The organism is Bacteroidota bacterium, assembly GCA_008933805.1.
Lineage (GTDB): Bacteria > Bacteroidota > Bacteroidia > UBA8524 > UBA8524 > SB11.
In genome coordinates this window covers 18,851-43,082 of the sequence record WBUH01000019.1, presented here as the reverse complement: position 1 = coordinate 43,082, position 24,232 = coordinate 18,851, and the positions used below count along the sequence as shown (strand labels likewise).

Annotated in this window: 15 protein-coding genes; 3 read left to right on the top strand and 12 right to left on the bottom strand. The window is 38.8% G+C overall.

The annotated features are described in order from the left end of the window. Nucleotides 1–44: 44 nt before the first annotated feature. The 3 genes from dnaK to F9K23_16120 all read left to right on the top strand — a co-directional run bounded on the left by dnaK (nucleotide 45) and on the right by F9K23_16120 (nucleotide 3,399). On the top strand, nucleotides 45–1,946 hold the full coding sequence (dnaK, locus tag F9K23_16130) for a molecular chaperone DnaK (protein KAB2913770.1): 1,902 nt from the start codon (nucleotides 45–47) through the stop codon (nucleotides 1,944–1,946). 4 nt (nucleotides 1,947–1,950) lie between these two features. Continuing rightward, entirely contained in the window at nucleotides 1,951–2,196 is a 246-nt protein-coding gene (locus F9K23_16125; GenBank protein KAB2913769.1) for a hypothetical protein, read from the top strand. Nucleotides 2,197–2,712: 516 nt separating this feature from the next. Beyond that, nucleotides 2,713–3,399 (top strand): hypothetical protein, encoded by a 687-nt coding sequence (locus F9K23_16120; protein KAB2913768.1) that lies wholly within the window; start codon nucleotides 2,713–2,715, stop codon nucleotides 3,397–3,399. Between the two features lie 119 nt (nucleotides 3,400–3,518). On the opposite strand, the gene F9K23_16115 is transcribed toward F9K23_16120, so the two are convergent. The 12 genes from F9K23_16115 to F9K23_16060 all read right to left on the bottom strand — a co-directional run bounded on the left by F9K23_16115 (nucleotide 3,519) and on the right by F9K23_16060 (nucleotide 24,224). Then, the gene (locus F9K23_16115; protein ID KAB2913767.1) at nucleotides 3,519–8,633 is read right to left on the bottom strand and encodes a T9SS type A sorting domain-containing protein; all 5,115 of its coding nucleotides are present in this window, start codon (nucleotides 8,631–8,633) and stop codon (nucleotides 3,519–3,521) included. Between the two features lie 13 nt (nucleotides 8,634–8,646). Beyond that, nucleotides 8,647–10,719, bottom strand: coding sequence for a T9SS type A sorting domain-containing protein (locus F9K23_16110; protein KAB2913766.1), 2,073 nt, complete (start codon nucleotides 10,717–10,719; stop codon nucleotides 8,647–8,649). Nucleotides 10,720–11,377: 658 nt separating this feature from the next. Then, on the bottom strand, nucleotides 11,378–12,418 hold the full coding sequence (locus tag F9K23_16105; GenBank protein ID KAB2913765.1) for a hypothetical protein: 1,041 nt from the start codon (nucleotides 12,416–12,418) through the stop codon (nucleotides 11,378–11,380). A 13-nt stretch (nucleotides 12,419–12,431) separates the two neighbouring features. Next, on the bottom strand, nucleotides 12,432–13,601 hold the full coding sequence (locus F9K23_16100; GenBank protein ID KAB2913764.1) for a hypothetical protein: 1,170 nt from the start codon (nucleotides 13,599–13,601) through the stop codon (nucleotides 12,432–12,434). An 11-nt stretch (nucleotides 13,602–13,612) separates the two neighbouring features. Next, a complete protein-coding gene (locus F9K23_16095) occupies nucleotides 13,613–17,194 on the bottom strand; it encodes a hypothetical protein (protein KAB2913763.1) in 3,582 nt (1,193 codons plus the stop codon). Nucleotides 17,195–17,206: 12 nt separating this feature from the next. Further along, the gene (locus tag F9K23_16090; GenBank protein KAB2913762.1) at nucleotides 17,207–18,697 is read right to left on the bottom strand and encodes a hypothetical protein; all 1,491 of its coding nucleotides are present in this window, start codon (nucleotides 18,695–18,697) and stop codon (nucleotides 17,207–17,209) included. Nucleotides 18,698–18,720: 23 nt separating this feature from the next. After that, nucleotides 18,721–19,107, bottom strand: a complete 387-nt coding sequence (locus tag F9K23_16085) for a hypothetical protein (GenBank protein KAB2913761.1) — start codon at nucleotides 19,105–19,107, stop codon at nucleotides 18,721–18,723. A gap of 12 nt (nucleotides 19,108–19,119) precedes the next feature. Then, nucleotides 19,120–20,370, bottom strand: coding sequence for a hypothetical protein (locus F9K23_16080; protein ID KAB2913760.1), 1,251 nt, complete (start codon nucleotides 20,368–20,370; stop codon nucleotides 19,120–19,122). A 206-nt stretch (nucleotides 20,371–20,576) separates the two neighbouring features. Next, the gene (locus tag F9K23_16075) at nucleotides 20,577–20,783 is read right to left on the bottom strand and encodes a hypothetical protein (protein KAB2913759.1); all 207 of its coding nucleotides are present in this window, start codon (nucleotides 20,781–20,783) and stop codon (nucleotides 20,577–20,579) included. Between the two features lie 86 nt (nucleotides 20,784–20,869). Continuing rightward, a complete protein-coding gene (locus F9K23_16070; protein ID KAB2913758.1) occupies nucleotides 20,870–22,756 on the bottom strand; it encodes a hypothetical protein in 1,887 nt (628 codons plus the stop codon). Next, entirely contained in the window at nucleotides 22,638–23,075 is a 438-nt protein-coding gene (locus F9K23_16065) for a hypothetical protein (GenBank protein KAB2913757.1), read from the bottom strand. Before F9K23_16065 ends, F9K23_16070 begins: the two co-directional genes overlap by 119 nt. A gap of 18 nt (nucleotides 23,076–23,093) precedes the next feature. Then, on the bottom strand, nucleotides 23,094–24,224 hold the full coding sequence (locus tag F9K23_16060; protein ID KAB2913756.1) for a hypothetical protein: 1,131 nt from the start codon (nucleotides 24,222–24,224) through the stop codon (nucleotides 23,094–23,096). Between the last annotated feature and the right edge of the window lie 8 nt (nucleotides 24,225–24,232).

Here is a 24,232-nt window from a genome sequence, read left to right as displayed (position 1 = left end):
CTATTGTAAAATGTATCCTGACTAAAAAACATTAACGAAATAAAATGGGAAAAATAATCGGAATTGACTTAGGCACAACCAACAGTTGTGTAGCCGTAATGGAAGGTAACGAGCCCGTGGTAATTGCCAACAGCGAAGGCAAACGCACCACTCCGTCCATTGTTGCATTTTTAGATAATGGTGAGCGCAAAATTGGCGACCCTGCCAAACGCCAAGCCATCACAAACCCTCAAAACACTATCTATTCTATCAAGCGTTTTATGGGTCAAACCTTCGATAACCTTAAAGAAGAAACTAAACGTATCCCTTACCAAGTTGCCAAAGGCGATAACAACACTCCGCGTGTTAAAATTGGCGACCGTTTATATACACCACAAGAAATATCGGCCATGGTACTTCAAAAAATGAAGAAAACCGCTGAAGATTTCTTAGGTCACGAAGTAAAAGAAGCCGTTATTACTGTACCCGCTTACTTTAACGATGCACAACGTCAAGCAACCAAAGAAGCCGGCGAAATTGCAGGTCTTGAAGTAAAACGTATCATTAACGAGCCTACTGCCGCTGCCCTTGCCTATGGTTTGGACAAACGCAGCAAAGACATGAAGATTGTGGTATTTGACTGCGGTGGTGGTACTCACGACGTTTCTGTACTTGAATTGGGTGACGGTGTATTTGAAGTAAAATCAACCGACGGTGATACCCACTTGGGTGGTGATGATTTTGATAACAAAATCATTGACTGGTTGGCTGACGAGTTTAAACGCGACGAAAACGCTGACTTGACTAAAGACCCAATGGCAATGCAACGTTTGAAAGAAGCTGCCGAAAAAGCTAAAATAGAGCTTTCAAGCACTACTTCAACCGAAATTAACTTGCCTTATATTATGCCTGTTGACGGTGTGCCTAAGCACTTGGTGCGCACCCTTACCCGCGCAAAATTTGAACAATTAGTAAGCGACCTTGTTGACCGTACCATTGCTCCTTGCCGCAGCGCATTGAAAAATGCAGGTTTAACAGTTAGCGATATCGACGAAGTGATTTTGGTGGGTGGTAGCACTCGTATCCCCGCTGTACAAGACGCTGTTAAAAAATTCTTCGGTAAAGAACCCGGCAAAGGTGTTAACCCTGATGAAGTAGTAGCTATTGGTGCTGCAATTCAAGGCGGTGTATTAACCGGTGAAGTAAAAGATGTGTTGTTGTTGGATGTTACCCCGCTATCGTTGGGTATCGAAACTATGGGCGGTGTATTTACCAAACTGATTGAAGCCAACACTACCATCCCAACTAAAAAAGCTGAAACATTTAGTACTGCCAGCGATAACCAACCCAGCGTAGAAATTCACGTATTGCAGGGCGAGCGTCCGATGGCACGTGATAACCGTACTTTGGGTCGCTTCCACTTGGATAGCATCCCTCCTGCCCCACGCGGTGTTCCACAAATTGAGGTTGCGTTTGATATTGACGCTAACGGTATTATGCACGTAAGCGCAAAAGACAAAGGCACAGGCAAAGAGCAAAAAATCCGTATCGAATCAAGCAGCGGCTTGAGCGAAGAGGAAATTGCAAAAATGAAACGCGAAGCAGAGGCGAATGCTGATGCTGACCGCAAAGCCCGCGAAGAAGTGGACAAATTGAACCAAGCCGACAGCCTTGCTTTCCAAACTGAAAAACAGTTGAAAGAGTACGGTGATAAAATACCTGCCGATAAAAAATCAGTGATTGAAGAAGGCTTGAAAGACCTTAAAATGGCGCACGCTAACAAAGACATCACCGGTATTGATGCTGCCATGCAAAAACTGAACGATGCTTGGGCAGCTGCCAGCCAGGATATGTACAATGCGCAAGGTGGTGCCGAAGGTAACCCCGGAGCAAATGCAAGTGCTAACGCAGGTGCAGGCGACGGTAAAGACAACGTAACCGATGTTGACTACGAAGAAGTGAAATAATATTATGTCAAAAGAACTTATTATTAATGGTTTAAGCATTTGGGTAACTGTTGAACCGCCTCTTGTTTACCAACAAGATCAGAATGCTTATATACAATCAGATAAATACTTATGTTTTTACAATCTTAATGACCCTAAAATGATTTTGGGTGAAATTATTAAAAATGAGCATGGTAAACCCATTTTGTTTGATTCTCCAGACGCAGCCGAAGAGTATGCAAATGTTTATTTGACGGAAAAATATAAATAGGATTTAGAAAAGCATAGCTTTGCCAGCCCCTTCAAGTTTTTGAAGGGGCTTTTTTATTGCCGACGAAGGTCGGCATCGCATTACCCATTCAAGGTTAACACAGAGTGAGATTCTGAAACAAGTTCGTTTGTTGTTTTAAAATTTACAATTAAAATGCTTGTAATCAAATTATTACATAATATTAAAATTTGTGTTTTTTATCTTGGGTACAACATAGGTGCAGCACCTCAGTTGTTTTGATAGAGCGGTTTTAACTCCAAAGATACGACAACGGTGAGTGCCATTTGTTCCTTTGGGTCGGGTTCTACCAAATAGCGAAGGCAGCAATTACTTCTTAAAATGGTTGCCGAACCATTGGGGTTTTCAGAGGTGGTTAAAATGTAGGCAAGCTGCTTGGTAAAGATTTCATTGCGAATATTGTTTGTGAAATCACAATTTGCATTTTTTGCAAATTATTCCCGCCCTTCTTGCAAAATGTACCATTTTGTTTCATAGGCATATCAATAGCTTGCCTGTATGAAACTACGAATACTACTTTATACTGCATTGGTTAGCCTTTTTCTATCAGGCTGTTCAGGTAAACGTTATAGCCACTACAGCTACTTCAAAAGAGATGTCAAAAAAGAAAACCGAAAAACAGAAAAGAGAGTCAGACCCAATAAGCTGACAGACTATGCACCGATTGCTAACACAGATACATTACCCATTCGTCAATCACAAAATCAAGAGGTTAAGGATAGTATTGTTATTTCTTTCACTTCGTATTATCATGGCAGAATAGAAAAAAGAGAAACGGTCAATACCTCCCATTCCTTCCTGCCCAACACTTCAAAAGAAAAACAAGAGGCAAATAACAGGGAAACAATTAAAGAACGTAATAATAGACATCAACAAAAAAGCCCTAACACCTCCGAACAGGAGAAAGAAACCCACTGGCTGGCATATTTCTCTTTTGCTTTAGGGCTGGCAGCACCATTATTGGTGTGGGGTTTCCCTTTTTCGCTGTTTAGTCTCATGGGGTTTGTTTTCGGAATGGTTGCGTTCATCGCTGCAATAGTTGCTCTTGTAAAAATCTCTAAGCACTCAGAAGAATATGACGGAACTGTTTTCGCAATATTGGGAATGGTGTTCTCTATGCTTGGAATGATGCTTTTTATTATTCAACTAGCCAGCATATTGTTATTAATACTTATTCTTTTATGATAAGTTTAATAGACAAGACAAGCCCGACAGACTAAATGAAAGGCAAAAAAAATAGCCGCGCCTCCCGACGCAGCTATTGGCTTTTAGCTATCTATTGCTATTGGAGTTGATTTTATTAATTAATGATTAAGGATAATAATAGGTTCCGTGTAAGTATTACCGTTAGCGGTAATAACAACCGTATAAGTTCCGGCACTTACGCCTCCTATGTATATCGTCCTGTTGTTGTTGCCAACACTCAGCGACCCTAATGAATAAGTACTAATCATTGGATTACCCCAAGTATCCAATATATCCAATACTGCCGTTGAGGTGGCAAAATTCATATCCATATCCACGGTGATAAAATCCACATCCGCAGGGTTGGGTGATATAGTGAACTCTAAAGAGTCAATGTGCGGTGGAGGTTCGGGTAACAGGTTTAATAAGAAGTTAAAGCCGCCATCGGGTTCATATTCTTCATAGCCAATAGGTGCGGAATGCTGCACAAAGCTAAACATCTGCTGTCCTCTGTCCTCGTCCATAACCGTTTCTTCGTGTAATCGGAATTGGAAATGTGCCCAACCCCACTGTCCTGCCTCAAGGGTAATATTATCAAGGAAAAACCCATCGTCTGTTATCACAAAAGTATTTCCATCCATGTTGAATCCTTCCCCATTGGAGCCGCCTTCCTCCCAAGCATTGTAAAGCATCGGGTCAAGTTGCACTACGTAATACCCCAAATCCCAAAAATTAGTAACAGGGTTCTCGATTGTCAGCCTGATTTTACGTTGTACAGGCCATTGGTTACCCATGCGCAATATCCATTCGGGCGTTGTCTTGTTAAAGCCGATAGAATCATACACTTCCGTGTTGCGGGTCACAATGTTGTTATTGTTAATCATATTTTCACCAGTTGGGATTATTTCAGGGTATGTCATACCAAACGGGGTATCGGGACAAGTTACTATCCGGGACAATACACACAAGGGGTGCGAAATATTATTGCTGCCAAAATAAGGGGATTGTGCGTACCATCCAGGGTAGGGTGGAGACCATTGAAATTCATATACCTGCGAAGACCCCGTTGTCAGATTAGAGTCGGTGTATGCACCAATCTCACCGCCCATCGGGTAGCGTTTCATGGTAATTGAGTCATAAAACCCATTGTTTATGGTGTCGTAGTGCCAGCTTAACGGCCACTGTTCGTAAAACCCGCCCAATGTCCAATAGGTTTTTACCTCAAAACGACCACTGGTTTGTGTACCCTTGTTCCGTACCCTTGCGTTTAAGTAGTTCCATCCACTGTTCATAAACTCGGGAGACCTATGGGTAGAACAGCCCTGAGAAGGCCAGCAGTTCCATAGGTCTGGACTGCCCCAATAATCGCGGGCAGTGTCGATGTTAGGTTCTGCACCTGTGTCTGCCGCTCCGTCTTTTGACCATAAATCAATTTGGGTAATTACATTAATCGTCGCTGAATCACTGGTTTCGTTGAGACAAATGGTAGGTGCTACGCGATACAAGTTTTTATGGTCACAAGCTGTAACATTTCGAACTACTAATGTATCATTATGCCCACTGGGGATAGTGTCCCACGAAAGACCGTTGTTAGTGCTTTGATACCATGTATAATAGGGTTTAAATGCAGTACTGGTAACTGTAAAAATCGCACTGTCTCCCTCCAATACGGTTTGGGTTTGCGGGTGGTTGGTAATACTTGGATTTTTTTCAATTAAAACATACGCGGTATCGGAAACAAGGGCACCGCAAGGGGTACTGACGGTACAGCGGTATTTTGCACTATCGTATGCTGTGGTTGTCGGCCAATCACGAATAGTGTCGCCTATATAAAACAAGTAATTCCAACCTGTAGCGTTTTTAAACTGGAAGTTCCATGTTGAGGTTACTGTTACTCCCGGGGGTGTTTCTACACCAATGGAAAATTCTCTCCAACCTCCGGGACAGGCTATTGAGTTCTGTGGTTGGCGTTGAATATATGCACGGGGTCTGTAGATGATTTTTTCAGAATTGCTGGTAAATTGACAATAGCTAAGTCTATGTTTTGCTACCCGACGATACCATAGGGTGGTATCTTGAATAGAACCCGAAAGCTCTTGTAGGGTATCACCTGCATTTGTGATGTTCCATGTTACCCCATCACTGCTGTATTGCCACTGGTAGGAAACTGTACCTATGTTTGATGTAGTTACATTGCCCAAAATATGTAATGGTGTTCCTGAACACAATGCTGTGTCAGGCCAAATAGTGTTGGCACTTAGAAAAATTGGGGTGACAGCCAGTGTATCTGTAGCAGTACAAGTATTGTAGAAGTTACTCATATTCAGAACAACTTTACCTGTGTTTGCATACCAGTTTACCGCAAGAGTATTATTGTAGCCAACCATAGATGCGCCATTTATTACACTCCACGAATAGGTATTTTTATCATCGTAGTGAGTTATGGTATAGTTAACAATACTGCTGTCAAGTACGCAGGCGGTGTCCTCATCCTGTATTTTGGAACGGATACCTATAAAAATGTCTTTTTGTACGGTTTGTGTGCCGTTGATTTTGAGGGAAACGGTATATAAGCCTGTATCTCCGTATGTGTGATTAGGCTCACGCAATGATGAGCTGTCGCCATCGCCAAAGTGCCACTTATAAGAGGTTGCACAACATTCGTTGGGACGGAAGCGGACGTTAAAACAAGTGCTGTCTATGCGTACGAAATCCAATGGGATTTCTGAGGGTAGTTTTGCATCTACGTTGTTGGGTAATCCTTCTGAACATTCGCCGCCTAAACCTCCTACCGACAACATAGGACCGTTATCGGTAAACCCGCATTTGTTAGGTTCTGCGCTGGTTACCACTTCATCAGGATTATTTATGACCGTCAATTGACCTACCCCTAAACGGCTTACGTAGATTTTATTGTCAGGTGCGAGTTGCAAGGCCATGTAATAGGGGTTGTAATACGTTAAAATTTCTTTTGACGCAGTTAAGGTGTCAGGGTTTAACAAATCCACCTGCACTAACTTAGATACATTGTCATTTATTCTTTGAAGATGATAATATACGTTGCTGTTTGGACTAAAAGACCCGCTCCAAAGGGCACCTGCACCCATAGTTGTTGCAGGTATTTTACTGTGAATTTTGACCGTAGCATTTGATTTATCAAAATCAAATATATAGGGAGGTACTGCAAGTCTTGTACCGTCAGGAGAGGCTTTTAAGCCACCTCTTGTTTCAACGGTATAGGGTAAGACACTATGAAACGAAAGTCCTAAACTGTCTAAAGAATACACCACCAACTTCGAATAATTTGGGAATTTTGGTGTATAAGTCAGGACAGAAACATCGCCTACAATCACCCAATAATCTTTACCGTTACATTTGGGAATAGCGGTAATAATTTCCCCAACACTATGAGTGCTGTCCCCTTTGAAATATATGTTTACAGAGCCGCTCGGAGCCGGAACAGGAACATTTCTATAGTTGGTATCAATGTTCCCTAACCCTGAGTTTACTGTGGTGTCATAAATTGAATAATGAAAACCTGTTAATTCAGATACGGTAAAGATATAGTATTTGCTTTTATTGCCCGGCATAGGAACTATTACACCGCCTTGTGAAGCATCCCCGAAACCGTGTAAAGGCCCGTTGGAGACTCTTGCATAATTTCGGTTATATACATCTACTTGGGGTTGATAATTAAATAAAGAGTCGAAATTTGGCCTTGCGGCAGCATAAAACAACAAACGGCCATACGGGTTGCTGATTCCATAAGTACCTTCTTGTGTGTTGACGTTTATAGGGTCTCTAAACTTTGGATTTAAATCCCTAATTGCACCAGCAGTAGTAAAATTTAGTCCCGCAAAATTTCCGAAATACCAGTTGGCGTGTATGCTTTGCAAAGGAGTGCCACAATTTTTTTTCTCAATAAACCCCGTGCGACCAAAGGTGATGGTATCGTTATTACTGCCGAATATTACTTTCAGGGTAACCGTATATCGGTTATTTTGGCTAAACGTATAACTATATATGTGGTTGTTGGTAAGGGTGGTGTCTTTTACCACACTGCCAGTACTATCGGCTATTATCCAACGGTACTTAGTGCTGCCTGTGTATTGGTAGGCAGTAAAGGTAACCACTTCTGTCAAACACAATAAGTTGTTGCTGGCCGTAAAAAATGCGCTGCCCATGCAGCAGCTCAGTTCTTTGGTATTTACGTTTAGGGGGCTGCCTAAGTAACTGCGCGGCCCTTCCAGCGTACTGTGCATTACCTCTATTTGGTTGGCGGTAAAATTATTTTGGCAGGTATCTTTGGCGTAACTCATGTAGTTCTCCAAATTTTCGTCAATGCTCAGGTGGTAGGTGGGGCACGAATTGGTGTGGTTGACGGTAGGACAGTTGTTTAGCTGCGGTTGGGGGCGGGTATCGCAGCAATTATCCCCCTGTGAACCACAAGTGGCAGCGGTATTTCCGCCATTGCATCCGCCCTCAAAAGTGTGAAGTAACCCCAAATAATGGCCTACTTCGTGTACCAATGTGAACCCCCTTGAATAAGAGACCAGCGTATTGCAGCCTGTGGTGCAGGTTTGTGCATTGCCAAAATAATTGTAGCGTACCACTACCCCGTCAGTACCGTTTTGGCCGGGGTAGATGGCATTATACCCTGCATACCCTGTAGATGCCCCAGCATCAGTAAGTATGTCTTTTACCACATAAATATTAAGGTATTGGACGGGGTTATAGTAGGCCAGTTGGGCAAGGCGGCCTATTTGCAAGGTTAGCCTATTACTTGTATTGTTGCCTGCTATACGGTTGATACCGTTAAATGAAGTACCGTTGGGTCGTTTTTTGGCCAAACAAAACTGTATTTCGGTACCGCTAAATGCGGTATTCAGGATGTCTATTTGATGTTGTACTTGTGCATCGGTAATGTTGGCTGCATTATCCGTAGTATCAATATGCACCACAACAGGGATAATAAAGCGGGCAAGATTGCAGCCTGCCGAAAGGTTGTTACCGCTACCGCTACCGGGGTTAAACCCTGTATTGATATCGTTTTTGTGTTGGCGGAAGTGCTGAACACGGTTACCAATGGCTTTTTTCATCAGGTAAAAGCCTGTGTCTTGGTTGGTGTAGTGGGTTTGAAGCCATTCGCTGGCGCAACTCTCGGTTTGCGCGCGCAGCAAGCCCGTGGTGAGCAGTAGGCACACTACTCCCACCCACGATAAAAATCTGGTCATAAGCTGTTGTTAGTTAGTTGTGTATGATTTGTTTGTTTAAGTAGGTGTTTCCTAAATTGTCGGTAATTTTAATCAGGTAACATCCTGCACGGTTAAGTCGAACGGTTAATTGCGGGTCTGAGATGGTATTTTGAAAAAATACTACTTGTCCCAAAGCGTTTATAACGGATACCGAATAAACTAAATATTGTTGGGTTTTAATAATAAACTCACCCGACGAAGGATTGGGATAAATGGTAAAAGAAGAATGTTCAATGTCTTTAATCCCTAACCCGGATACCCCGAAATTATCGGAAGTATTGCTACATCCCTTATCATTGGTAGCTGTCAGTTTATACGTGCCGTTTTGGGTGATTTTTATGCTTTGTGTATTGCTGTGAGGCTGACCGTTGTAATACCATTGGTAGGTGGCGGCACTGCTGTCGGTATATAGGGTGTCGTTGGATTTACGGATGTTGGGTTTACCTATGTAACTAAAAGTTACTTTGGCGGTATCGGTTACATAACAGCCTTTGGTATTGTAAGCTGAAACTACATAAATGCCTGTTTTGTAAACGGTGTAGCGGCTGGTGTCTTGTCCTTCCAGCCACATGATACAGCGGTAATTATCGGGTATGGAAATGGTGTAAGAAGATTGGTTGCACAAAACGGTATCGCGTTTGGCTATCAAAGGCGGTTCTATTAAAACTTCTTTGGTTACTGTATCGGCAGTATTTATGATTAGTTGCACTTTGTAAGTTCCTGTATCGGAAAATGTAAAAGATGGATTGGAAAGAGTTGAACTATCAATAAGGGTGTTTTCTTTTATCACCAGCCATTTACTGAAGGTGATGGGAACGGTTGATTTCTCAGTAAACTGCACTGTATTATTAGTGCAGTTGGTTTGATAAGTGAAATCTATTTCAGGGGTATGGAAATAGGAGGTGATGAAATTTGGTAGATTATATTCTGCTCTTTTACCTCCAAGCCCTTGTGAAGCATAGGCAAAATAGGAACTATCTCCCAAGGAGTCTGGTCGATTAATTACACTTAAGGTGGATGAATTTATAATGTCTAAATATATTTTCCCATCAGGAGCAAGTTGCACCCCTCTTAGATTTTCACCTGAACTGGTATAAATTATTTTTCTTTTATTGTTTAAGCTGTCTTGATTTTGAAGTGATAAGTCGTATTGGTATAAATTTTTGTTTCTATCTGTGACATAAAGGAAATTAGAAGTTTTAGAAAACTCTCCAGCGTAAGACAAAAATGTATTTGATATAGTATATTGAAAGTTTAATCGACCAGTTACTTTATCAAACTTAAAAAGTTCATGTTTTAGTGGAAACCCAAATACTGAGACATCAATCCATTTCCCATTAACTGAAAATTTCATAGCACCTTGAGCATTTGTAATAAAATCAGTAGAATGAATTGAGCCAACATTGCTAATTACAGGACATTCCTGAATTCCCATTCGAGTAATCAGATGTGCAAAAAATTTATCTGTTCCAAACTCATGTGAAAGTATCCAAATATCCTTGCCATTTTCGTGATGGGTAGCGGTTAACTTTTCACACACAGGGGTTTGCAGTAAGATGTTTTTTGTGGTTACACTGCCCAAACCGTTATCAAGGTTTAAATTGACAATATTATAACGCAAACCGTTAGCTTGGCCAACGGCATCTGTAGTAAACACATAAAACAAACTGTCATTATCAGGCTGTGGGATAATGACAGAGGATTGTGTGGCGTCCCAACTGCCTAATAAACCATCGCCGTTATCCATTATCTGGTGGTTTTTGTTCCAAATCTTCTCGCCATTGGTATAAAACAGCAAGTTGCCGTTGGTATCGCAAATAGTGGCACAGCCCTCAACTGTATTCATCGCACTGTTGGTAAGTGGTGTTGGAGGGTCTGTATTAAAATTTATCCCCGCATTTTGCCCAAAGTACCATATAGCGGTGCGTTTTATGTCTTGGGAAAACACACTCAATGAATGTAGTATAACGAGTGTTAAAAGTATTGTTCTAATCATCCTTGAAAGTATTTTGATTAAGAAATTTTTGTTCCTCTTAATCTGTGTGCAACTATACAATAGATACATTTTTGTTCTGTTTCTGTTGTATTGTTTTTATGTATTCGATAAAACTCAAAAAGGGTATGCACCCTTTGCTGATTGCGTTAGGAGGTTCGGCGAAGAACCCAACACGGCAATAGCATTGAGCAACATACCCTTTTTTGAGGGTATGTCCTCGGATGCCAGTCCGCCGTGTTATTAAATTTTCGCCGATTTCCTAACAGGGACTATCATCAGGACACGTTATATGTTATCCTTATTGACTAAGTTTTGATGTTTCTATTAACTATCTTGGTTACAAAAGTAGCAAACAACAGCCCGTTTCACAATAGCCAACAACACGTTGTTTTTAGAAACATACTTTCAATAATACTTGTATAAAGAGCGTTGAGTTTTGTGCGATAGCACACAAGCATCATTTAAGCTGTACAAACTTTAATAATGTGTTTTGTAAATGATAGCGTTAATTAACCCTTTTTAATGTCCATAAAATGAAACTCAAGTGTAAAGTGAACTACATGAATAAGATGAGTATCAAAATGGCCAAAACAAAAGGGGGGCGTATGTGGGGAATGAGGAATAACAGGCTTGTGGAAACTTCATCAGAAACCAAAAACGTCGTGTTGAGGATTTGCAACAACGTGTTGTTGGGGTTTTAGAATCGTAATAAAAACAAACACAAGTGTTACCTTGAATATCTGATTTTATAAACTCCTGTTTGAAGTTCCTGAACGGTTTTGATGTTTCCTCTTTGAGGTGCAGACTCTTCATATAAAAGTTGCGGATCCTCATTTATATTGAAGCTAAATAAAAGAAACCTACGCTCATTGGTACTAGTGTTTGTAATGATACAAGCGAAGCCTGGTAACAATGATGTGTTATTTAACCCGTTAACATACATAACTGTATTGTAATACTTAGTTGATGGGGCAGCAAACAATTGCCATATATTACTTTCAGCCATACCACTATCATACTCATCTCTCAATTTACTCATTAATCCATTTGATTTGTAATAACTTAGCAGTGCTTTTTTTTCCCTTGTGGACTTCACAAGCAATCGAGCTGTTTTATTAGCAAATATTCCGTCTAGAAGGTAAAAGTCTTCCTTGGTGAGCAGGTAATTTGCAGATAAATAACCTTTAAGGTCACCTACTTTACAATATGCTACTCCGCTATTTATAGACACTACTTCGACAGAATCGGCATAGAAAATGTTTCCAATAATATTATCAGGGCTAATGGTATCTTCAGATTCTCTAAGGTTTAATACCTCCGCACATGAAAACATTGTAATACCTCTTGAAGGGGCCGATCTTCTTGTGGTTTGTAACACTACAAAAACAAAAAAAACACAACAAACGGCAATGTATATTTTCGTAAGGGGTATTTTTTTCCTGTTTTTCACTAGCTCTCCAGCATCAACTTTTTCGTTATCATAATTTTCCTTAGGAATGCTTTCCGGCTCTTTAGTTAGTACATTATCATTATTAGCGGTTTTAGAAACTTTTGTTTTCTTCTTTGGTACATTTGTTTCTTGTTGAGCAATTAATTCCCAGTTAATGGAGGCATCTACCTCCTGTATCAGTTTACTGAGTTTCCTGCCATCAATCCCTATATGATGAGCATAATTGGTAATTTCTTTGTGGGCTCTTAACTTTAAATCGCCCCTGTTTTTTAGAAGCGTTTCTTTAATCAGCTCCTTTAAGCTTTCGATGGTTTGCATTAGCAATTGTCAATTATCTAAAACTTATCACAGCAGGAACCGTTATTATCCATTTATTGCCCTGTAACTTCAATTCGCCAGGCTTTTCTGTTACTATGCCTTGTTGGCTATTAGGTTCCGTATCGTATTTGCAGGTAGTCCCTAAAAAAAATGCAGCGTTTGATAACGCATAACGTTGAATAGCATTATCGCTTGAGACTTTATAGCTTGCGGTGTTTGAAGAGGTAAGACTTATTTCAAATATTGCTTCGCTGTTGCTTTGATTTAATAGGCTTCCGACTGAAAAACCGTCGCCCTGGTCAGCATAACTGGCGTATTTTACTCTACTTTCAGGCTTTTGAGTTGAGACTGACTTTTGTTCATCAACAATTTGTGGCTGCTTGCTGATGTAATTTTTTTCTCGTTCGTTTTTTAATTCGCTTTCCAAGTGAGTAATGGTAGCGTCCATTTTTTTCTTTTCAGCTTCCAATAATTTGTTCTCTCTCTGTAGTTCAGCTATCGCATCTTTATGCTTCTTTGTAAGCTTCTCAACATTTCTGTTATGTGCTGCTGCCTTTTTTTTATTGGTTAGGAAACTAACCATCAACACCAATAAGGAGATTACAATGCACGCAGCAAGGGAAATATTTTGCCAGGCACTCAAGCTTGATAAAATACCATCTTCTTCATTATCGCTTTCAGCCTTACTTATTTCATCAGTATCTCCATCTCTTATTGCGGATTCTTGTTCCAATGGTTGTTTAGATTTTGTAAGGGTATTAAGCCTATTTATGATGCTGTCAAGTTTAATGTTATAGGGCTCATAACCTATTAATTTTTGGCGTTCTTTCTTTTCTCCATCAGCAATTTTATAATGAATTTTCTTTCTGAAACTTTCTACTGAAGCCATCCAACCTGCTTCACTAGTATCAAGAGATATTTTTTTCCATTCATTTATCAAATCAGGTACTTTAGCCAACTTGTTATCGTCTGCATATTTTTTTAAGGCTGCATAATCATTTACATTACAGTTTATACAAGTACCTTTAACTTTTCCGAATGTTTTTGTGTCTGTGGCCAAAAAATCAACTGTCGCACGGATTATTTGGTATTGAACACTGTCTAAAGTCTGTTTCGATGGAACTTGGCTGAACAGTGTGTTTGCACCTAATAGTATTATAGTTAGTGGTATTAATCTTTTCATGATAGCGTAGCTTATTTCTTTACGATTTCTTTTGATAAGCGGTATAATGAGTCTTTCAATGCAAAAAAGAAAAGAGACTCCGGCAACTGGTTTGTTTCGTCCAGCTTTTTAAGGTCATTTAATACCTTTTTAAAACTGTCGTAAACTAAGCCTTCCCCATTAAAGGCATCCCCATTCCATTTCAAGTCTTCAAATACTTCTTTGGGGGTTTTAACTTTAAAATCGGCTAAAAAATCAACTATTTCTTTATTCGTTAGGGTCTTTTCTAAAAAAGTATTCAGATTGTTTAATACGGATATATTAAGTGAGCTACCTGCCTCAACTGCATCAGCTACGCACAATACATTATTTCCATGATTAACAAGTTGTTGGGTTAACTCAATATCAGTTTCTGGATTGAAGCCGGGATGGACAAACTCAACAATATTTTTAAATTTATTAGTTTCCTCTTCACTTTCCAATGAGTAAAGTACCGAGCCATTGGCCGTTATTTCTTTTGGGTTGTTATTTAAGTGTATTTTAAAACTTCCGGGCAGCGGTTGCTTAGTGTAGGACTTAAATAACAACTTCGTAAATTCTTGCAGTTCGTTTTCGTCACCACCGCAAATCAGTTTTATGTATTGACTTCCTTTTCCTGTAAATGATAAATAGCGTGGCAAAGGATATTTTTTTAGCTCAATCACCTGTACAATGTGATACACAATTGCACTATAATGAAGATAAAGTACTATCGAAAGATTGGGGTTACCGATGGTGATTGAATCACTGAACTTAAATTTATCATCGTATTTAAACAACAGACTAATTAAATCATCAGAACTAAGATTGCTATCGTCTTTAACCCTCTTAAAATACTTAACTTCTTCAGGGTTTATGTTGTTGGCTTTTTGATAATTTAAATAGTTTTTAATAAAGCCATTGTCCTTAAGTTTACTTTTATACCCCCCGCCCCACAAATCGCTTCCTGCAAACTTAAACGAAGTGGTTAAATACTTGTCTTCACGGTTGCCTGATGATTCCATAAACATCATTATATCCGTTGTGCCTCCGCCTATATCAATGTTAACTACGTTTGCAGTACTTTGAATATCCGCCTCTGATTTTGTAAGGAAAAAATAGGGGGAGATTGACTCTGGGATTGGTGCAGTTAATACTGCTCCACTTCTTCCAAACACTTCACCAAAAGCTTCTCTCAAAGTATTGTTTAAGGTGGCTCTATTTCCTCGCTCCATGCTCAACGGCACAGACCAAACCACCTTTAAATGGTCTAACCTTGCGTTATTAATAATGGCTTTAGCTTTAATTTGCAATAGCAATTGTTTTAAGAAAAACTTGACACGGCTTTTATTGGTATCGTCGTTATTATTTTCCAACAACCATTTAAGATTTGTAGTATAGTTAATGTTTGTAGCTTTTCTTTCGTCAGCATCAATGTAATAACCAATATTAATATGGCTAAACAAATCGGCTTCTGATTTGTCAACACTGCTAAAGGCTATAACTTCACAGGAGGCCGTTTTAAATGGAAATGAAATTGTTAGTTTGCTTTGTGAGCTGAAGACCGGCGGAACAAATTCTCTGCGCAATGTTAAGTCAATGGCAGGAAACTGATAGTTATACTTAAATCCTAAATCACTGCTTAAAGCAGGCTGGTTAAGTAATACCATTTGTTGATCGGTATCATCTACTTCAAAAGGTTTTGGCAACGCCTCATCATTCTCCTTATAGGCAATATGCGTGTTAGAAGTTCCGAAATCAATAGCAAAAGTATAGGCCTTGGTAAGGTTATTTCTACCAAATGTTCTGTTACTAAAATTAGGAATGATAAGACCTTTACATGTATCACTTATGCCAATAGCATACTCAAGCTCCATGTAATCAAAGGCTTCTTTAACCATATAATACTTGGAGGTTGCAGTTGAATCGTTGGTGTTTACATCAGTTTCTGTAGAGCGTTGGTGAGTTTTTGAAGGAATTGTTGCCGACGAAGAGTGTAAAACATATTTATAAAAATCAAGCGATTTTATTTTTGAATTCTCTTCACGTTCAGCCAGTAATATCGTGTAATCATTAAGGGCTTGTAGGTTAGGGTCTGTATCGTTTATCTGATAGAAAGGAAAAATACCGATACCGGCTCTTAGCTGTACAATATCATCACTTTGTCTTTTGTATTCTTTCGTGAATAGAATATTCTCAACTCCTTTTTTATTCCTGATTGGGATTTTTAAGTTCACTTTAACTTGTTCTTCCCCAACATGTATTGAAAGTTGGCTTTTCAAATCTTCAATCCTGAAAAAATCGAAATATTCTTTTTTGATGGGCAACAGATATTTAAACTCGCCTTGAAAACCGGTGAAAAATTTTGAAGAGTTAATCGCGTAAGGTAGCTCTATCAATACATCTTCAATAAAATCATCAACGGTTATAAAAGGATAGTTAACAGTAGATGATAAGCCAAGCGGAAGTCTTCTTTCAAACAGTGGAATGTTTTTGTGATAAAACTCTTTCACCCTGTTATTTGAGTTCCAAGGAGAGTTCCTGTCCATATAATCCCCCTGAACATTCATATTATCTACCAATACCAGCGGCGGGTAAATTTTATAGCTATTGCCTCCAAATTCTTCCGTAGCATATTTTTCAACGGTTGCACTAATTATAAAATCACTGTTGTTTTTTATCCGTTCTCTAATATCCTCTTGCTTTTGGTGATAAAAGTAAATGCCATTAACGGTAAGCAGCTTGTTGTCTGCATTGGTTCGTATTTTTTCATAATCACCGTCTAATAAATTACCCATGGTGGTTTGCCCTTCTTCTGATCCTCTTTGGACTCCGAATTCGTTTCGCCACGAAGGAAAGTGGGTAGTAATGGTTTTGTTGATATATGCTCTTAGTCCCTCAGCTTTGTTAAATGCCGTAGGATATTGTAGCAGCAGCTTGTATATGTATTTTACAAACTCTTTATCCCTTTCGTGCAGTGCCCTGTAATCGTTATCAAAAAACACATCACCGTCCATACTTTTTGGCACATTGGCAATAACACCGTCGGAAATATAACGTGCCCAGTTGGGCGAGGTAAAAAACATAGTGAGGGGCGATGTAGCGCCTAACAGTTTCTGCTCATAATAGATTAGGAAGATGCTATCAGTGCCTGAAAATTTATCATCGAAAAATATTTGCTCTAACGATTTTGCCAGCAGATAATTGGGATGGCTTTCCCCCTTGGATTTTAGGTTCTCTATATTTTCGCGTACTCGCCATTCTTTAAACCATATTTTTTTCCCGCGTCCTATTTCTTCGTCGTGTATGTTAAATAACAGTTGCATCACATCGAGCATATCTGATACCAATTGATGATAGATGGTTTTACCTTTTAGGTTATCCTTGCGGTCATCGGCAACAATTCTAAATGCGGTATCAAACAACTCCATACGCGCCAGTGGTGACGGGATGGAGGTTCCTGCTTTTGCTGCCCCTCTGGTAAAAACAATATCCTCAACATCAAAACTGGTTTCGTCAATTACAGTGCTGGGTGTCCAGCATTTTATTTCGTTGGGGTTATACCCGTTATATTTTCTAAATACGTGCGTTGTCATGGTGGTTATTGATTAGTGTGCCATCGTAGGCAGTGGTTTTACTTTATCAAAACAGGCATCAGCAATTGCGTTCATGAGCTTTAAGAACCTTCGTGCTTTTTCTCCATCAGGGATGTTCTTCTTCAGTTCGTTTTCAATCTTTCCAAGATTGTTTTTGAGATAAGCTTCTGAGATTCCCCTATTAATGATTGAGGTCTCTATTTGTTTTCCTCTTATCATTGAGTTTAAGTCAAGGTCTAAGTTAAACGGCTGGAACTTTCGTTCGTTATCCGCCATCTCCTTCAACCATTGTTTATAATGGTTGAAAAACCAAGTGAGATTTTGGAAAAATGCATCGCCATTGAGCCTACTTCCCAACTCCAATTCCTTAAAAAAAGCTTCCGATTTAAACTCAGGTATTTTTTCAAGGTATACCTTCATTGCATACGAAAACAAAGTCAACGGTTGCAATACAGTTTCTCTGGTTCTATCGTAAAAATTGCGTATGTCTATATGGTCTCCGGCTTTTATGCCAAAATCGAAGTACTCTGTCCGTTCCTTTGGCTTAAACGATTCGTGTGATTTGTTTACGAAATCAACAATGGCAGTGGCTCCCAGCATTTCTACCAAGTGAGCGTTGTTTTGTTGCTCAATACCCCCTTCTTTGTTTTCGTATTGCTTAAGTGGTTTGTCCCACAACTGGTAAAAGCAGTTTATCTTTCCTCTTAAGTAGCGAGAATAATAAGTTAGTGCAGCTTCGGTTTTAGAATTAAACCTGTCCGAGTTTATAGCACTTTTTTTATTATCGGTTACATTAAAGTAGGGCATGATGGTGAGTGCTCCAAATACATTGTTTTTTATGCGGTCTTCGGCCTGAAGCAGGCGCACCAATTGGGGGAAGCCGGAAGAACCTGTACCGCCAAATATGGAGCTCACAATAAAAATCCTATCCTGCTCGCCAATGCTTTTTAATACAAACTGAAACTCTTTGGTGTTGGCAAGGTTGTTAAATACTACACAGCCAATATTGGGATTGCCTTTAAAGCCCAAATCAAGCCTAAGATTAAGTTCCGTATGGCTGTAATTTGGATGATCCGGAGGGGTATTGTCATACAACGCCTCCAAAAAATCCATTGTAACATCATTCACCAACTCTTCATTAGGGTCAATGTATCGCAAAAAGGTAGTTTCAAGGTTGTCAAACTGTAGTTGAAAAGAATCGTCCAGCCGCTCTCTTGTATTTGTTTCGGGCATCAAGGAACTAAGGGTATTGAGGTCGGCATTAAAGAAACCTTCTTTAATCTCCTCACTGCTACCATATCCCTTTTCTCTAATGTGTTTATAAGTAGTAAGTGCTTTTAATGTGCGGCTGGTGTCTGCATTTTTAGCATCTACATCAATAATAATGGGAATAATTTTATTGGTGTTTTCCAATTTGACACCTGATGCCAACAGCATGGTGAGTGAACGCACAATACGCGCTCCGGTACCACCGATACCAAAAACAAATGTATTAATAGCCATAGTGTATTAGTTAGTAATGATGATTAAAAAGGTGTGTGTTTTGAAAAAATTGAAAATCGTTTTAGTAGCAATGAGAATAGAAAAAACCAAATAATTGCAAACAGGGCATTGAACATTGCAAACCTTACCATGTAGGCATCAAAAACCTCAGCCTGTGTGGCTGATTTAGCTTGCTGCAATGCCAATAGCCCTGTTACAACCAAAACTATCAATAAACTAACTATCCAATGTTTGAGGTGGCAAAAAATAGCCTTCCAGCGGCCAATGCCCAGATAAAACAAGATGCCCACTGCTAAGGCAATAATTATTGTAAACAATCCTACAGAAAAAAACACTTCATCCTCATAAATAGGGTCGTCGTTTTTTCCGATTAAAGCCTGATAGAGACTTGTAAAAATTGATAATAGCATACGCGTTAAAAGTTATTGTTTAAGGGTAAGTTTTACTTTTAAGAAAGAGGTGTGTTTTACCTCGTAGGCCTCTTTTACGCCGTTGATAAGGTGAATTAATGCAAACGTTTTCTCGTTATTATTTTCAGTAGTCAGGTCGTCCATTGTCGACCAGTCTTCATACCAAGTGTCGGTTTTGTTATCCAATGTTATCTCAACAGGGGTATCGGTGATTAAATCTTCTATTTCGAAGTATAGAAAATGGGTATTGTTTTCTCTAAATAACTTTTCGCGGTTATTTGTTTGTAGCAGTTCAAAATCTTTTCTCAGCTTTACATCTTTCAGCTTCAAGTACTCAAAACCGATGCTAAGATTTTTCTTCACGTACTCTATCGTTTGGGCGTAAGGTGGGAGGCTATCCAAATTAATTCCCATTACAAAACCTACCGGCTTATCTGCCTTAACAACTATATCGCTGATATTGTCTTTGTTAATTTCACACGTTCCTTTTTTACCTGTTTTGAAGAACAAGGCAAAACTCGCTTTGGGCTCTGTATCAAAACCAAAATGGAGCTGAGCATCGGGGCGTGTGGTTTTCAATAACTCGGCATTAAAAAGCATTAGCTGTTCTTTGCGCCCAATTGCCCACACATAAAAGGGGCGTACCTCGTTTTTGTAATACTGTATTTTGTTATTGTATGTAAAGTACCGACCATTGAAATCAGATTTAAAGGCGTACACTGAGGCGCAAACTCCTTTGGTGTTTAGTTTTTTGAATATTGACTTTACGTAGGTTTTTTGCTCACTTTCGGCATTGTCTCTGTTTTTATTAGGGTTGCCTTTTGTATCACAATACGAAAGAATGCAATCAGAAACCAATATGCCAATGTCAAACGAATCGAGGTTTGTGGTAAGCATTTCTACCATCTTGTGCATTTCTGAGCACTTGGCAGGCTCAATTTTGCTATTGGCAACTGCATCAATAAACTGTTCAGGAGAATAGTTGAGTGGTGAAATTGAATCTGCAATCAGGTTAAAGTGACTATGCGCAGCCAGTTTGGGGTTATTAATTTCTGCTGTGAAGTTGGTGATGATTGCCTTAAACTTGGTTGCCCCGCGCATATAACCGATGTTACTTTCAGAATTATCCAGGAATACTTTTATGGCTGATATTCCCTTTGGTATAACAACCTCCGTTTTTTTCGGGGCTTCATTTTTACATGAATTGAGGCCAAACATCAATAGGGCCGCAAGCAATGCCTTGTATAGTATAGCTTTGTGCATAGTAGTTTTATTGCGTAAAACAACAATCGCTTACAGAGTACACCAATTAACTTTTCCTATCAGGTGATTTTCTTTTCCCAAACCTCACTATTGATTTGTAAGTCGTTGTTAAAAAAATACCCCCCAATATTGCTATTGGAGGGTTAACTACTAAACACCAACTACTCAGAGCGCGAGATAGCGTATGCTTAAGTTTCTTTAGTGTCTTATGTTATGTGGCACTCGTTACAGCAATAGTAACAGCCATTTGACTTGGGATATGTTTTTTTAGCTTCCTTTATTGCGTCTTTGCAATTATCAAAATCACCAAGATAAAGTCGGTTTTCTGTATCAGGCATGTAAGAACATCCTGATCTATGAACCTCATGATCGCCGTTGTTTTGAGCGTTCTTGTTTACATAATATCTAGCCATAATTTTAATTTTTATCCAATTTTAATATCAAGCTATGCGATAAATAAACTGGTTTTCCGAAGGGCGAGGTTTTCTTTCCGAAAAGATTAAGGTCTTTTTAGTTGAATTAGCTTGAAATTGAAACCTAAGCCTTTGATTTTCCTTCTAAGCTCTATAATTGAAAACTTTGCAATATTTGAATGAAAGGCTCTAATATCCTTAATGTCTCTATCCGATGTAGCAGTATCTACAAATGCTAAACAAAAAGTAATATCAGCAAATTTCTTTTTATTAAAGATTTCAAGTAAAGTTTGAGAAGGCTTAGCTTGATTATAAATAGTTGACAAGTAACCTGTTTTGGAAGAATTCAGCATACTATCTAGCTTTTTAACATGAGGGTATCGTTTTTTTGTGTCCCAAAGCAGTGTATTTGCCGAAAGAGCCACCTGAGATGTCAACTCCCTGATACTATTATTGAATCCTTTCTTTACATGGATAATGTATAACTGATTGCTTGTAGTTTTAAGTAAGTCGCAAATCTCAATCCCGTCAGCAATTACTTTATCTAACACAAAAACACTATTGTCATTAAGGTATTGTTGATTGAAATCTTTTTCGTCAACTGATAAATCGAAAACATCTGTTAAAATACTGTTATCAAGATTTTCTGCAATTAAATTACTCATTTCTTCGTTTAGTCCATCTATGAACTCATCTTCAATCCTGTACCATTCTCCATCTAGAAAAAAATAGACGGTATTGTTATAGGTGAGTTCTCCATGGCAGTGCTCTAAGAGATACGCTTTTGTTAGCTGGTTGCCCTCTTCATCAAAACTCAAAATCGAAATTTTTTCAATTGATTCCCTAAACTCATCAACTGAATTCAAGTTTATATTTATTACGAAATCACTATTATTTGCTAGGTGAATAATATTATCGATGGTTTCTAAGGAACATATGTGTTTCCTGTGAGCTTTAACCTCATAACATATTGCATTTAAATATTTTGATATATTTCGATGGCATATATTTATTGCATCATCTCCATTACCAGTGAAAAACTCAAAAAGATACTGTATGAGTTCAATATTTAAAGTTTCAATGAGTTGCTTATTGACAATTCCACGTCTATTTATATGGGTAATTTTGTTTAAAATGAAATTAGGGTTTCGGGCAAGTATACTGTCAGTTCTTTTAATAATTTCTAACAAATTATCAAAATCAATGCTCCTTGATATTTGGAAAGAAGATTTAGCTAATATTCTAGGATTTCTTTTCAGTTCTGAACTGGGGAATCCAAATTCATCAATTATTATTTGTTTGTCAATGCCTGATATGACTGATTTATAAACTTTCCCAAACTGCTCCTCATCATCCAGTCTATAATCTCCCCTGAAGAATTTTTCAGTTCCTAAAATAGACCCAAAAACACCGACATCTTGAATTGATTTTATTGCATTATGATTTTGAGGGAGTATCCTGCATATTATATCCAAGCCAAAATTTTGGTCAATATACGGTTGGATTATAAAATTCCCCTGTCCACCTGAAATTGCAAATAAGTTATTATTATAGCCAATAAATGCTATAAATGAAGCGTCTTCATTACTTGCATTAATGATTTTGGATGATGGTAATGCAACCCCGGTAAGAAAGTCTCTCCAAACAGGTTTTCTAGTCTTTTGGGAATAAAATAGCCTTAAATAAAAACCATCAAAGGTTCTCACTTCTTGTTCTTTGAATCCTACAAGTTGCTTGTTCTGTTCTCTATCAGCGTCCATAACCCAATCAACCATTTTATCAAACTCTTTAAAGTTGAATGCCTCATCGTTTAGCCGATAAAGAGTAATCGGCATTTTTTCAGTTTCTTCCATATCAATAACACTTCTTACAAGGCCGGCGGCCAAAGTTTTCAGCATGGGTTTTGGTAACAGCGTTAATTTCAGCTTTGCAGTTCCTAAGGCCTTGGCAATAACTGTTTGCATGGTAAGCATAAGCACTAGTACTGTTGCAGAAATACACCGTGATTTCTTTTTCCTTTGCCTTTTTAACGGTGTCTTTTTGTGCCGGAAGCTCCTTAGTTACTGGTTTAGAAGATGAGTCACGTTTGGGTGTATCTTGTGCTTCTACCTTGTTTTGGGTTAGTACGTATGGGAAGGTGCTTTCTGCAGCCGTTAATTCTCCACGCAGTATATCTCTATTTAACGATTCTTTATTAGTCAGCCCTTTCGAATAATAAAGGGCAAACATTACCATTGAAAATGCCACAAAGCACAGCGAAACCAGTAAATACGCTTTTAATTTTTCTTTCATAGGGATTGTTGTTTATTTTTATTTAACCACCACAGGCAAGGTGTGGGTGGTAATTACCGGGTCGGAAAATATTTGCTTTTCAAAGCGGGGAGTAACGATGGGTATTTTGTAGTGTTTGTCTTCGTACTTTACAGTTTCTACAATGGCTGAAACTTTTACGTTTACATCTAAGCCAAGTCTTATGTTATCATTATGAAGGCAGATGTAATAGTTGCCATGACAACGATTAGGGTTAGTTTCCTTCTTATAGCTTGCTACACCCTTTCCTCCATCATAAAATCTATAGGCATTTTCAGTCAGAAAGAGATTTCTATTAGCTTCATCAGTTAATGCGTATTCTATGTCTTCTCCTGTAGTGGGCTTTATTAATTCTGTTGCAATTCCAATTGCTAAGGCTCCTAAAGGTGTTAACACTGTTGCCGTTGTTGTATTAACTAGTTTTGATACTGAGTTAGCATTATCACTCCATGCTTCACCTGCTTCTTGACCAACGCCTATCCAATAAGCCCATGCAACAATTGTTTTAGTTTCATATTCACTTTTTTGATTTTTCGGAAGTGTAAAAAAGATTGATGTTTTGTTGGGGTTAGGATTTGTTATAGAATGCACCCGCTCGGTTTTGTCCATTATTAACTCTTCTGCTTGGGTGGTGCTTATCGCTTCGCGCTTAACCTGCGTGGTATATGTGGTGTCGTAAGCTACAATAACATTTTTGGTGTAGGTTTTCCAAATAGTGTCGCTTGTAGTAATCCACTTAACAGTAGTATTAAATTTTTGCGTCTCAGCACTGGCTGGGATTCGCTCTATCGTATATTTAACAATACGTTTGGTTATGGCTCCATTGGTAAACCTGAACCCATAAACCCCTTCTTTATTAACCAGAATTATTTTTTCTTTTGCACTTGATTCTTTGTAATCAGTATAGCGGGATGTTGAAGGGTATTCAGCAACTTCAACTTCCTTTATTTCTTTCCGGTTTTCTTCTGAAAAACTAAAAACAATTTTATCATTTTCAGCAAAGCCAAAATAAAGCACTTCTTCGCTAAATGCTCCAATTTTTATTGAGCCTTCGCTTACTAACAACTTGTCTTGCGCCATTACTACACAAGGGATGAATACTGCCAAAAGTGCGGTGTAAAAAACTTTCATTTTTATTA